A 13,873-nucleotide genomic window follows, 5' to 3' on the forward strand; every position below is an offset into this window, starting at 1 on the left:
ACAGCAAAGCAATCCTGCTCCATCTCCTACAATTGGCTATAAATACGATATATTAACTATTCCAAGCTCTTCCTTACTTCTCTGCCGTTGATTTGAATACCTGCTAACGGGGCTCCCCTCATTCAGCAGGACTTCCTCTAAAGGCCGATCATGAACCGCTGGCTGACCATTTATCGTAATGGATTGAGCAGATGAACTGCTGCTGTAGCCGTCAAGAAGCTCACTTCCTTTATTCACGCAAAAGGAGCAGTCGCCTATACTAGCGACCACTCCCCGCTAATTCAATATATAATTGAGCTTTGCTTTGCCCAACTGAGCTGCATTTCTTCTATTTCAGCTCATTAATTTATGCCGCCGACGGCAATCCATGTTATGAATCCATAATTTTTAGAGCCGCCCTTCAGTCTTGAAATTTCAAGGATTGCGGACTCAGGCGATTGTGACTTTAATGTAGCATAATATCCGGGATTATTGGACATGGCCACAATCACATAATGGGCGTGGGCAAATGACTCTTCGAATAAAACCATCACTTCCGTCGATTCTTCATGATCCTGGAGTAGAAAAGCTGCCATCCCAAACTGTTGTATCGTTGGCTGACCATGGATAGACAACGTAGGTGTCACTGCCAGGTGATCCAGTTGCACAGCGCCTGGCTTAATATGCTGACCATGGACTGAACCTGCTGTCAAATGCTGGCTTTGGATCGATTCATCCGACAGGTGAGAGCTCTGCACTGAACCAGCCTGTAAATGCTGTGAACCTACAGATTCTCCCTGTAATACATCCGAATCTACCGCCCCTGCCTGCAAATGAGTGCGGCTAATCGAACCGGCGGCCAAGCCGCTTCCGCTCACGCCGCCTTCAGGCAGCAGCCCTTCCCGTTGTAGCTCGGCTGATAAATGCGTCAGCTGTACGGCTTGCGGCTGGATATGCCGCGCTTCAATCGAGGCTTCGGCTAGGTGATTACCAGCTACGCTATCCTCGGACAGATGGCGGGATTCCACGATGCCTGACGTCAAATGCTGGCTTTGGATCGATTCATCCGACAGATGAGAGCTCTGCACTGAACTAGCCTGTAAATGCTGTGAACCTACAGATTCTCCCTGTAATACATCCGAATCTACCACCCCTGCTTGCAAGTGAGCTCGGTTTATTGAATTCGGAGCCAAATCAGTCCCACTCACACCATCCTTAGGCAGCAGTCCCTCCCGTTGTAGCTCGGCTGATAAATGCGTCAGCTGTACGGCTTGCGGCTGGATATGCCGCGTTTCAATCGAGGCCTCGGCTAGATGATTACCAGCTACGCTCTCCTCGGATAGATGGCGGGATTCCACGATGCCTGACGTCAAATGCTGGCTTTGGATCGATTCATCCGACAGATGGGAGCTCTGCACTGAACGAGCCTGCAAATGCGATGAGCCTACGGCTTCAGCCTGCAATACATCTCTATCTACCGCACCGGCCTGCAAATGTGTACGGCTAATCGAACCGGCAGCCAAATCGCTTCCGCTCACGCCGCCCTCAGGCAGAAGTCCCTCCCGTTGTAGCTCGGCTGATAAATGCGCCAACTGCACGGCTTGGGGCTGGATATGCCGCTTTTCAATCGAGGCTTCAGCTAGGTGACTTCCAGCTACGCTATCCTCAGACAGATGGTTCGATTCTATTATGCCTGGTGTCAAATGATGGCTTTGGATCGATTCATCCGACAGATGATAGCTCTGCACCGCACCAGCCTCTATATGGGATGAGTCAATGGATTCTCCTTGCAGGACAGCTCCATCTACCGCACCAGCCTGCAAATGAGCTCGGTTTATTGAATTCGGAGCCAGATCAGTTCCGCTTACACCGCCCTTAGGCAGTAGTCCCTCCCGTTGTAGCTCGGCTGATAAATGCGTCAATTGAACAGCTTGCGGCTGGATATGCCGTGTTTCAATCGAGGCTTCGGCTAGGTGATTACCAGCCACACTATCCTCGGACAGATGGCGCGATTCCACGATGCCTGACGTCAAATGCTGGCTCTGGATCGATTCATCCGACAGGTGAGAGCTCTGCACCGTCCCGGCCTGTAAATGCGATGAATTTACAGATTCTCCTTGCAGGACGGTTCCATCTACTGCACCGGCCTGCAAGTGAGCTCGGTTTACCGAATTTGGAGCTAAATCAGTTCCGCTTACACCACCTTCAGGCAGCAGTCCCTCCCGTTGTAGCTCGGCTGATAAATGCGCCAACTGTACGGCTTGGGGCTGGATATGCCGCGCTTCAATCGAAGCTTCGGCTAGGTGATTACCAGCTACGCTGTCCTCGGACAGATGGCGCGATTCCACGATGTCTGGGCATAGATGATGGCTTTGGATCGATTCATCCGACAGATGATAGCTCTGCACCGCACCAGCCTCAATATGTGACGAGCCGACGGCTTCTCCCTGCAATACATCCGCGTCTACCGCCCCTGCCTGCAAATGTGTGCGGCTAATCGAACCATCTACCAGATCGCTTCCAATTATCCCTCTCTCCGGAAGTAAACCATTCCGCTGCAGATCGATGGATAAATGCTTCACCTCTACTGCTTGGGAACGGATGTGACAAGAGTCAAGGGAGGCATCGGCAATATGCTTTCCGTCCACACTTCCCTCGGATAAATGCTCCGATCCCACGATGCCTGCCGTCAAATGCTGGCTCTGGATCGATTCATCCGCCAAATGGCGGCTTTGCACCGCTCCGGCCTTTAAATGCGAGGAACCAACGGACTCCCCTTGCAGCACTTCCCCATCTACCGAACCCGCCTGCATATGCGTACGTCCGATAGAGGCCGCTGCCAGATCACTCCCCTGAATCCCTTTCTCGGGCAGGAGGCCTTGTTCCCGCAGCCCGGCTGATAAATGCTCCAGTTGTACCGCCTGAGGTTGGATATGTCGGGAATCAAGCGTCCCCTCTGCGACATGGCTGCCGTTTACGATTCCCTCGGACAGATGGCGGGATTCCACGATGCCTGAAGTAAGATGATGGCTTTGGATCGATTCAGCGAGCAAATGATGGCTTTGCACCGCTCCGGCCTGTAAATGGGATGGGCCGACAGCTTCCCCCTGCAATACGTCCGCATCTACAGCACCGGTCTGCAAATGCGTGCGGCTAATCGAGCCAGATACCACATCGCTTCCAATAATCCCTCTCTCCGGCAGCAGTCCCCCCCGCTGCAAGTCAGCCGACAAATGCTCCACCTGAACCGAAAGAGGCCGAATATGACGGGAATCAAGGGAAGCCTCAGCGATATGTTCTCCCTCTACACTTCCCTTAGTTAGATGGTGGGATTGAACAGCAGCCTCCGATAAGTGTTGGCTAATGATCGATTCATCGCTCAGATGATGGCGCTGTATCGACCGCGGCTTCAATTTAGAGGAGCCTACCGATTCCCTTTGCAGCACATCACTATCTACCGATCCCTCCTGAAGATGAACCCGGCTGATGGAGCCAGGCACTATATCACTGCCGATAATCCCTCTCTCTGGCAGCAATCCTTCCCGCTGCAGATCAGCGGATAAATGCTCTGCCTGCACCGCATGGGACTGAAAATGTCGGGATGCCAGCGATGCTTCAGCGATATGCTTTCCTTCTACGCTTCCCTCGGACAAATGCTGAGCCTCCACTGCTCCGTTTGCCAGATGACCGCTTTGGATGGATGGATGCGCCAAATGATGACTCTGTACAGAGCCTGACTGCAAATGGGAGGAGCCGACGGACTCTCCTTGCAGTAATTCCCCGTTGATCACTCCCGCCTGCAAATGGATGCGCTCGATGGCTCCCGGGGTTATGTCGGCTCCGGCAATGCCGCTCTTCGGCAGCAGCCCTTCCCGCTGCAATTCAGCAGACAAATGCCCGAACTGCACCGCCTGCAGCCGAATATGACGTGAATCGATCGCTTCTTCAACCATATGCTGTCCGTTCACAGCACCTTCGGATAAATGGCGGGACTCCACAATACTGTTGTTCAGATGTTCACTAGTGATGGATTCCACGCTCATATGATGGCGTTGTACGGATTGCGGCTGAATATGCTGGGAACCAACAGCACCGGGCTTCAGCACAACCTCATCAACAGATCCTGGCTGCAAATGATCTCGATGAATGGAATCGGATTTCAAGTTATTCCCGCTCACCCCGTCTTCGGGAAGCAAGCCGTCACGGCACAATTCCGGAGCTAAATGAGCGGCTGTAATAACATAAGGTTTTAGATGCCGCGACTCCACAACCTCGTCGCCAATATGCTGCCCTTCGATAATTCCCTTCGTTAAATGAGTCGGTTGAACCGCTCCCTCTCTTAGCTTGGCAGCCGACACCGAGCCGTCCTCAAGCACCCGTTCCGATACTGAGCCGTCCGCTAAATGGTGGGATTTTAGTATGCCCGTGCCTAAATGCCTATCTGTAACGGATTCAGTGGCTAAATGCTCGGACAATACCGCCCCTTCTGCCAATAAATCACTTTGAACGGCTCCTTTAGATAGATGCCGTGGAAGGATCGAGGCAGGGGCGATCTTGGAAGAGACCACGCTTCCTTCCGCAAGCTTGGAAGCTGTTACTGCCAAATCATTAATTTTATCGCTTGTGACGCTTTCAGGTGACAACTTCAGCGAGGTAACCGCATGATCCTGCAAATGATGGGAGAATACAGCTCCTTGACTAATATGCTCTTCCTCTATCGAACCAGCTTGCAGCTGATCCCCTCCGACACTGCTTTGAGCTAGATGGGGGGTATGAATTAGACCGGGAGCAAGATGACGGGAGTTGATGGCTTCAGTACCAATGGCCGAACCTGTTACGGCTCCATCCGCGATTTTATTTCCAGTTACACTTTTATCACGGAGCTTCTCACTTGTCACTGAACCGTCCTGAAGCTGGGAAGTTGAAATGGATTCCTCGGCAATATGCCGCTCTGAAATTTCTCCATTGCCAATTTTGGCTCCGGTCACGGCATCTTCCGCAATATGCCATTCGTCGATCGTATGGGATGCTATATGCTCGCCCTGCACGGAATCGGCTGCAATATGCCGGGCGGTAACTGCACCGAAGGCAAGCTGTGTTTTTTGAACAGAGCCGGGTGAAATATGTCTCGCCAGCACGGATTCATCGGCAATTTTCTGCGGCAGAATGCTTTGATCGGCAATTTTGGACGAAGTTACCGCCTGCTCAATGATTTGCGCGGTACCTACTGATTGATCCGCTAGTTTCGTCGAAAGAATGCTGCGTTCAGCAAGATGCCTTCCCTTAATTTCTCCTGCGGCGATATGCTCTTCCCCAATGCTGCTAGCCTTGATGTGAATCCGATCGATTGATTCTGGTGAAATATGCTTGGACTGGACAGCATTCTCCTCGATATGCTGTGAAGCGATAATATTGTTCTCCAGATGATTCGCCCCCACACTCGGGCTCGCCAGCTGTTCTTTGCCGACCAAACCAGGGGCCAGGTTGCGTACAGTAATTGCATTCTCCGCCAAATGACGGCTTTCAATAATGCCGTCCTGAATTTTAGACGACGTGACGCAGCCGTCTCGCAGCTTCGACGAGGTTACCGCTTGCTCGGCTAGCTTGGAATTATCGATGACTCCGTTGGCCAAATTAATCGTTTGAATACTTCCGCTCAATATTTTATCCGAGGTCACAGCCTGATCCTGCAGCAAATCCGTTGTCACGATCCAATCGCTCAAGTGACGGCTCTGAATCGAATGATTTGCCAGCTTATCAGCTCCGATAATACTGTCCGCCAGCTTTTCCGAGGTAATGCTTCCATCCTGGAGCTTCTCTCCGCTAATCGAACGGTTTCTGATCAATTTTCCCTCAATAGATCCATCTACCAAATGCTCGCCCGTAATCGACTCTGCGGCGATTTTGGAGGAGGTTATGGCCCCATCCGCAATCTTGATGCCTTGTACGGCGTAATCCGCTAACCAAGCAGTACCAATCGTTCCATACTTGATTTTCGAGGCATCAATCGTATACGGGGCAATTTTTGCCCCTGTAACGGCAGCATCCGTCAAATCATTCGTATAGACGATCCCTTCGCTTGCTAGCGGTGTCTTTTTCTCCGCCAAATGTGCCTCCAAATTAACTGCCGGAAGCGGCTGCTCATCTTCGACTACGGGGTCTACCGTAATTGCTTCCTGCTCCTTCAACTCAACGCTCTCCGACTCCTCCGAAAAAGCATCCCATGTCTCCACTTCATCTTCTTCAGGAGATATTACAGGTGCGATTGATTGGTGGATTTTGATTTCTTTCGGACCGGCTCGTCGTTCGCGCCTGTCATCCTCCAGCATCTTTAGCTCATCAATATCGGGATTATCCACAAAGTAGGGTGACTTTTTCGTTCTACCGGTTCTCAGGGTTTTCTTCTTCTTCAAGCCGTTCTCTCCTTTGCCCAGTAATTAATCGTCTTTGGCATCATATGCGAACGGCTAGGCACTTGTCACAACAGCTTCTCTAAGATGTCGGCTCAGACCCATATGCCTGATAAAAATATAAAACCTTAGCAAGATCACTCTCGCTAAGGTTATAAGCAGAATTCGGTTATTTTGCTACGATAGAATTTAAGGAAGCATAAGCTAAGGGTACGAAACCTTCCGTAGGTTCTCCATGCGGAATGTTCAATTCGAAAATATATCCTTGCCCGTCGATATCTTTAACAATATATTGCTGGGTCAGATCATCTCCGTTCGCTTCCAGAAACACCGAGGTGCCGGGCATGAACTTGTGCAAGACCTCACTGTCTACTTCCTCGGCCTTACCTGTCTTCGATAGCTGCTCCTTCGCTTCCAGCAATAGCTGATCCTTATTATAGCCGGCAGGAAGCTTAGTAATCTTCACTTTGTAATTTGGATCATAATTCATGCTCAAAGTATCCGTCTGGGAATCAAAGTTAAAAATATCGAACACATAGAGCGCGTAACCTTTTCCCTCAGCAAGATTGGCACTCCGTTCTTCCTTCATTCCTTCAAGCTCTACCTCCAGTTGTTTGGTAGGTGGTAGCTTAGCTGCCGAATCCGATTGTGAAGCCTTCACCAATTTGGTGAGGAGCAGCTGCTTCCCTTCGATGGCCTTCTCAACATATTCAAACTCAACCGTTTCATTCAGAGCCAATCCCTCAGCTATGGTCGATATCGCCGCATCCATTTGGAATACCGTCGGTTCGCCATTAACTTCTATTTCTACCGAGTGATTATCAATCAAACCTACAAACTGGCCCGTCCCCTGTTTGGTTTCCTCTTCTGCAGCCTGATCAGGAGGATTTGCTTCATCCTGTATCTGGCTGTTTCCATTGCTCGGATTTGCTGGTGTTCCTGGATCTTTTTTGCTGCAGGCTGTCAGCGACAAAGACAATGTAAGCAATACTGCTGCAAATAACGTCACCATTACTCTGCTCTTGTTCATGATGCACCTCCATTAACAATAACGATTCATGCTCTCGAAATGTTGCATTATCCATTACCCGAACGCAGCAGCAGCCAACCGATAAGCGCTTCGCTCCATACACTCGACGCAAAAATGCCCTCAGCCATTACGAACGGCTGAGGGCATCCTGCGAATTATTCCTGATTTGACGAATCTCTAGCAAGGAACAGACATACAGTGATCAATATAAATGCGATTAGGGCCATAAAAGGAATCGTCACAACCCCCCACCAATTCAAGTAATCAATATTGCACGGTATCCCTACCTTGCACGGCAATAGCTGCGCCAGGCCGGGAATTTTTTGCTGAGCGTAATGATAGGTGGAGATCGATCCTCCGATGATGCTGAGCGGGATTGCATACACAAGAATCCTGCGGTCGTTGCGAAACGCCGCCATACCGAGCAGAAATACTAGCGGATACATAAAAATGCGCTGAAACCAACAGAGCTTGCAAGGCTCGTAATATAGCACTTCACTTAAGTACAAGCTTCCGGCAGTAGCTACCATTGATACAAGCCAAGCGAGATAGATGCCATAATCTCTAAAAAAAGAACGCACCGATCCTTGCTTCATCCTTATTCACCCTTCAACTCGTTTTCGATGAGCTTCTTAATTTCGGCGTAGTCTCCAAAATTACCGTTAAACGACTTGCCATTGATGAATATCGATGGTGTTCCCTGAACTCTTAGCTGGTTGGCTTTGTTTCTATGCTCGTCCACTTCTTTCTGGTACGTCTTCTCCTCGATATCCTTGCGAAGCAGCTCATAATCGATGCCAATATTTTCCTTCTCAGCCAGCTCTACCAAAAAGTCGACGGTCGCCCACTGCTCGCTCTCGATCCCTTGATTTTTGTATAAGGCGTCAAAATAGCTCCAGAACGCTTCGTTGCTTTGGTGATATACAGCCTGCGCTGCCAAAGCAGCCGTATCTGAATCATCATCAATAAACGGATAGTTCATGAAATAGAAGGCCGCCTTGCCCTGATCTATAAAATCGCTCTGGATCTGCGGCTTCACGAGCTCATTGAAGATGCTGCATGCCGGGCACTTATAGTCTCCGAATTCCACGATCTTAACTGGAGCATTCGGATCTCCGAGCACCGGAAGGCTTGCATAATCAAACGCCTCCGATTGGTCAGAGGGTTTCGTCGGGATCGCTAGTACGATAATGCAAAGCGCCAGTAATACCCCAACCGTGGAAAACCAAATAATTCGTCTTGTCTTCTGTTGCTGCTTCTGCTTCATTTGTTCTGACTTGCGCTGCGCCAACGCATTACTCTTTTTTTTCGGCGGCATGTCATCCCCTCTTTCTTTAAATTTGGATAATCACATTATACAGTAGTAACTAACCTAGTTACAAAGGAATGTTTTATATGATCTATAAATGGAATTATAATACATATGGAGAATATATTATACTAAAATATTGACCGATGAATAGAGTGGATCATATAACTTCGGACATGCAAAAAAGACGGCCCGAAGACCGCCTTTTCTTAACCCGTAAAATTATTCTTTTTCCTCCGCAGTCTCAGCAGCTTCCGGCTCCGCAGCAGGATCGACGTCCGCTTCATTCTCGGCCTCCGCCAAGCGCGGCATTACGATAGAAGCCAGCAGTTCATCCTCTAATCCGATCAGCGTAATCCCCTTAGGCAGCCGGATGTCCGCTGCGACCAGCTTATCTCCGGTTCCCAGAGACGTCACATCTACTTCCAGACCACTCGGCAGATCATCCGGCAAGCCTTCAATCTCAAGCTCTGTCGCTTGAATTTGCAAAATGCCGCCGACCTTCGTTCCTTCTGCCGTCCCGTTATACAGCAGCGGTACCTTTACGCGGATCGGTTTATTTTTCGAAACCTTTTGGAAATCGACATGAATGACCTTGCCGCCACGCTGTTGAATCTCTTTTATTAAAACCGGGACGCTTTGATCCCCCTCAATCCGCAAATCAAAAAACTCGGTGCGTCCCGTTCGAGCCACTTTGGCAAGCTGCTTCTCCTCTACGTAAATGGCCTGGGCCTCCGTTCCCCCTCCGTACACATTAGCCGGGATGTGCCCGCTTTTTCTTAATTGGTTTAGTGATGCACGGGTAAACTCCGTTCTTTTCGAGACATCTAAGTACTGGGTCTGTTGATTCGTACTCGCGGTCATAACGTAACACCCTCCTCAATGTAGTGCCTTGGCTAAAGCCACATTGTTATTTTACCCAAATCTGCACGAATCCTAACGTTCCCGCAAATAAGCCTTAACTGCAAAAAAAACCGGCGCATTCCGCGCCGGCCATAGAGAAACCCAAATCTGTTGGAAAAGTTGAAAACAAAACACTTAAACCTAAGCCACAATAACATTATGACAGCTCAATACCCTTTACCAGTTCCACAACTTCCTCAGCCGTGCTTAGCTGGAGCGCTTTTGCTGCCAGCTCCTGCATTTCGCTTTTGGAAAGCTTGGCGATTTGCGAACGAGCAGGCAGGATCGACGTAGCGCTCATACTGAACTCATCCAGTCCGAGTCCGAGCAGCAGCGGAATAGCCGTAGCATCTCCCGCCATCTCTCCGCACATCCCCGCCCAGCGCCCTTCCTTATGAGCCGCGTCGATGACCATCTTCACCAAGCGCAAAATAGCTGGATTATATGGCTGGTACAAGTACGAAACACGCTCGTTCATCCGGTCGGCAGCCATCGTATATTGAATGAGATCATTCGTGCCAATGCTAAAGAAGTCAACCTCTTTAGCAAACTGATCAGCCAATACAGCCGTAGCGGGAATTTCCACCATGATGCCGATCTGGATCTCTTCCGATACGGCGACCCCTTCGGATACGAGTTTGTCCTTCTCTTCCAGCAGCAGCGCTTTCGCTTGACGGAATTCATCCAGCGTAGCAATCATCGGGAACATGATGCGCAAATTCCCGTATGTGCTGGCCCGCAGCAAAGCGCGAAGCTGCGTACGGAAAATATCCGTCCGCTCCAGACAGAGACGTACTGCCCGAAAACCGAGGAATGGATTCATTTCCTTCGGCAGATCCAGATAAGGCAGCTCCTTGTCGCCGCCGATATCTAGCGTCCTTACCACTACGGGCTTGCCTTCCATTTTCTCAAGCACCGTTTTGTATGCATTAAACTGTACTTCCTCTGAAGGAAGCTCAGTCCGCCCCATATAAAGGAATTCGGTGCGGTACAATCCAACGCCTTCACCGCCGTTATCCAGGACGCCTGCAACATCGTTTGGCGTTCCGATATTGGCAGCCAGCTCCACGTGTACCCCATCACGGGATACTGTCGGAACCTCACGGAGCTTCTTCCACTCTTCGATTTGCCGCAAATGCGCATCGCGCTTGGCGGTATATTGCCCTACCACCTCTTCGGATGGATTGATAATGACGACTCCGTCGAGACCATCCACGATAAGCAGATCGCCATTATTCACTTGGCTTAGCACGTCTTTCGTTCCGACAACAGCGGGGATTTCCAAAGAACGGGCCATGATTGCCGAGTGGGAGGTGCGCCCGCCGATGTTCGTGGTAAACCCTTTCACATACTTGCGGTTAAGCTGCGCCGTATCCGAAGGCGTGAGATCCTCCGCTACCACGATAACCTCCTCGCTGATCTCAGCGGGATTCACATAGTTCAATCCCAGCAAATGAGTCAGCACGCGCTTCGTTACGTCCTTCATATCAGCCGCACGTTCGCGAAGATAGGCGCTTTTCATATTTTCAAACATGGAGATGAACTGCTGTGCCGTTTCATTGAGCGCATATTCCGCGCTGACCTTCTCCGTATTGATTTTATCTCGTACAGGAGTGAGCAGCTCAGGATCGTTCAGAATCAGCAAGTGCGATTCGAAAATCTCTGCTTTCTTCTCTCCCAGTTCCTGAAGCGTGCGGGCTTTTATCGCCTCTAGCTCCTGCTGTGATTTCGATAAAGCTTCATCCAGGCGAGCATTCTCAGCCGCAGGGTCCTCGATCTCCCGGTGCTTTACCGAATAATCAGGATGCTCCAGCTTGAATACCGGAGCAATCGCTACACCTGCCGATGCAGCAATTCCTTTAATATTAAGCATTCACTTCGCCTAACCCTTCTTTGACCATTACGTCAGTGAGTGCTTGAAGTGCTTCTGCGGCATTGTCTCCTTCAACAGTCAGCTTAATGAGATCCCCTTGCTCAAGACCCAGGGATAGTACGCCAAGAATGGACTTCAATGTTACTTTCTTGTCGTTTGCTTCCGCAAATACTTCAGCCCCGGCAAATTTGTTCGCTGTATTTACCAACGCTGTGGCTGGACGTGCATGAATACCATCTTCATCCGTAATTCTGAATACTTTTTCCATAATTAGAACATCTCGCTTTCTGCTTAAATTTAATTTATATAGAAATCCCCCACCTCGAGTGATGAGGAACCTGTAACCCTAGCCCTTAACTATCGTAACAATATTACCTTCTCCAGCTTGCAGTGATCCTGCCTTGTTCAGTTCTACCGCAGCGCCTTTCGGAAGATTGGAGAAAACAATCGGTGAAATCAAGGATTTAGCATTCTCCTTCACATAAGCGATATCCACTTCCATGATCGGCTGCCCTGCAGCTACCAAATCGCCTTCCTGGACAAGCACTTTGAAGCCTTGTCCTCTCAGCTTCACCGTGTTGACTCCGATATGCACCAATACTTCCTTGCCCCCGTCGGATAAGATGCCGATCGCATGCTTGCTGGGGAACATATTGAATACTTTACCATTTACCGGAGAGCAAATCGTTCCCTCCTGAGGCAGTACCGCAAACCCGTCGCCCGTCATTTTTTCAGAGAACACCGGATCTGGAACTTTAGTGATATCCATTAATTCGCCGCTAGCCGGCATCACGATATCCTCTTCGATGATCGCTATGCCCTCCTGGGCGGCTTGCTGTTCAACCACAGCAGGCTTCTCCGTCGCCGAAGCAGGCGATATTGCTGGCGTCTTACCACTCATTATATCGCCAATTTGGGTCTTAATCGTATCAGATCTTGTGCCAAATATGGCTTGAATGTTGTTGCCAACTTCAAAAACTCCAAGAGCGCCAAGCGCTATGAGCCGGTTTTTGTCCACATCTGCTTTTTCCTTCACTTCGGCGCGAAGCCTGGTTATGCAAGCATCCAGATGAACAATGTTAGCCCGCCCGCCCAGTGCGGCAAGAATGTGATGCGGCAGCTCCTCCTGCTCGGCTTGCCTTTTCTCAACTCCGCCCGCCCCTTTAGAGGATTCATCCTCACGGCCTGACGTCTGCAATTTCATTTCCATCCTCCCATAACTCTCTCTAGTGTCCAGCAACAGAAAAAGGCATGAGCTAATAAAAGAACTAATTGCACGTCTCTCCTACGGTTATAATACCCCGCATTATGGAAATGCAATCAAAGTACTTTAATCAACTCATGCCTGATCGAATCAGTTACACATTGTCGTATGCTACTGTTGTTTAATAAACTGAGTATAGCAAGAAGCTCGAATCTGTGTCAAGCTTCCTCGCATTGCTTTATCAGTTATGATGAACCGTTATACGATGCAAATGCATAGTTAAGTAACTGATCTCTGCCTGATAGACCGGCTTTTGCAGTCTCTCTTCCATCATCTTCGTCAATTTCCCGGCCAGCTGATATAGCACCGGGTATTCCTGACTCAGCAGAGCTTCCAGCTTCTCTACTACGGCGACTTTATCGCCGCGACGTATCCTTTCGATGGCAAATCTTAAATGCGTCAGCAGACGAGAATAATCCAAGGAATGGCGCAGAATTTTTAGCTCCAGTTCATCCTCCACCACATGGACTAGATCCGCAATCAATTGCGTGTGCTCCCGCACCTCGCTGACATGCCGATTCGTCATCGCGCTGTTAATGTGGAGAGCGATAAAGCCAATTTCGTCCTGACCCAGATCCACGCCTAGTTTCTCGTGAATAAGCTCGATGGCGTATTCAGCCAGTTCGTACTCCGTAGGATATATTTCCCTCGTTTCGAACAAAAAAGGGTTATGGATTGCAATATCCTGCTCCGCCCGTTTCATTGCAAACGAAAGGTGATCCGTCAATGCAATGTGAATATGTTCATTCAGTTTCGTGTTGGTCTTTTGGGATATATACATAATGATTTCCCCGATCACTTCGATTAAATTTTCGTCGACTTGGGGAACGAGCTGCTTATACTGCTCCTGCTCCTGCTGGTTCGTCAGAATGAACATCTTCTCCACCGCATCCAGGGGAATCGAATCTCCTTGTCTGCGGTTGAAGCCGATGCCTTTGCCAATGACAACAACCTCGCCATGTTCAGGATGATTCGCAATGATCACATTGTTGTTTAGCGCTTTGGCTACATGCAGCCTGCTCACAATTGCACCTCACTTGCCTACAAATTCCTTGCTTACGAATATTAAATTTTACCATAGTTTGGTGCAATATAAAAGCGCCTC

8 protein-coding genes and 1 pseudogene are annotated in these 13,873 nt (G+C 49.5%); all 9 read right to left on the reverse strand.

The features are described from left to right. Positions 1-341: 341 nt before the first annotated feature. Positions 342-6,392, reverse strand: coding sequence for a WIAG-tail domain (locus ACE3MQ_RS15750; RefSeq protein WP_379394294.1), 6,051 nt, complete (start codon positions 6,390-6,392; stop codon positions 342-344). Between the two features lie 166 nt (positions 6,393-6,558). After that, the gene (locus ACE3MQ_RS15755) at positions 6,559-7,419 is read right to left on the reverse strand and encodes a hypothetical protein (RefSeq protein WP_379394296.1); all 861 of its coding nucleotides are present in this window, start codon (positions 7,417-7,419) and stop codon (positions 6,559-6,561) included. A 155-nt stretch (positions 7,420-7,574) separates the two neighbouring features. Then, entirely contained in the window at positions 7,575-8,015 is a 441-nt protein-coding gene (locus ACE3MQ_RS15760; protein ID WP_379394298.1) for a disulfide oxidoreductase, read from the reverse strand. Between the two features lie 2 nt (positions 8,016-8,017). Further along, positions 8,018-8,737, reverse strand: coding sequence for a DsbA family protein (locus ACE3MQ_RS15765; RefSeq protein WP_379394300.1), 720 nt, complete (start codon positions 8,735-8,737; stop codon positions 8,018-8,020). 213 nt (positions 8,738-8,950) lie between these two features. After that, complete coding sequence (locus tag ACE3MQ_RS15770) at positions 8,951-9,592, reverse strand: 50S ribosomal protein L25 (protein WP_379394302.1); 642 nt, start codon at positions 9,590-9,592, stop codon at positions 8,951-8,953. Positions 9,593-9,788: 196 nt separating this feature from the next. Continuing rightward, the gene (gene ptsP / locus ACE3MQ_RS15775) at positions 9,789-11,504 is read right to left on the reverse strand and encodes a phosphoenolpyruvate--protein phosphotransferase (RefSeq protein ID WP_379394304.1); all 1,716 of its coding nucleotides are present in this window, start codon (positions 11,502-11,504) and stop codon (positions 9,789-9,791) included. Next, the gene (locus tag ACE3MQ_RS15780) at positions 11,497-11,772 is read right to left on the reverse strand and encodes an HPr family phosphocarrier protein (protein WP_379394306.1); all 276 of its coding nucleotides are present in this window, start codon (positions 11,770-11,772) and stop codon (positions 11,497-11,499) included. Before ACE3MQ_RS15780 ends, ptsP begins: the two co-directional genes overlap by 8 nt. A gap of 78 nt (positions 11,773-11,850) precedes the next feature. Then, positions 11,851-12,702 (reverse strand): annotated as a pseudogene (locus tag ACE3MQ_RS15785) (glucose PTS transporter subunit IIA); the annotation flags it as partial. Between the two features lie 247 nt (positions 12,703-12,949). Next, a complete protein-coding gene (glcT, locus tag ACE3MQ_RS15790; protein WP_379394308.1) occupies positions 12,950-13,792 on the reverse strand; it encodes a glucose PTS transporter transcription antiterminator GlcT in 843 nt (280 codons plus the stop codon). Between the last annotated feature and the right edge of the window lie 81 nt (positions 13,793-13,873).

It is taken from the genome of Paenibacillus lentus, assembly GCF_042714055.1.
In the GTDB taxonomy this organism is placed as follows: Bacteria; Bacillota; Bacilli; order Paenibacillales; family Paenibacillaceae; genus Fontibacillus; species Fontibacillus lentus_A.

Bases quoted from the DNA above. Each gene is read 5' to 3' on its own strand.
- ACE3MQ_RS15765 (WP_379394300.1), bottom strand. From the start codon at position 8,737: ATGCCGCCGAAAAAAAAGAGTAATGCGTTGGCGCAGCGCAAGTCAGAA.
- ACE3MQ_RS15755 (WP_379394296.1), bottom strand. From the start codon at position 7,419: ATGAACAAGAGCAGAGTAATGGTGACGTTATTTGCAGCAGTATTGCTT.
- ACE3MQ_RS15770 (WP_379394302.1), bottom strand. From the start codon at position 9,592: ATGACCGCGAGTACGAATCAACAGACCCAGTACTTAGATGTCTCGAAA.
- ACE3MQ_RS15760 (WP_379394298.1), bottom strand. From the start codon at position 8,015: ATGAAGCAAGGATCGGTGCGTTCTTTTTTTAGAGATTATGGCATCTAT.
- ptsP (WP_379394304.1), bottom strand. From the start codon at position 11,504: ATGCTTAATATTAAAGGAATTGCTGCATCGGCAGGTGTAGCGATTGCT.
- ACE3MQ_RS15780 (WP_379394306.1), bottom strand. From the start codon at position 11,772: ATGGAAAAAGTATTCAGAATTACGGATGAAGATGGTATTCATGCACGT.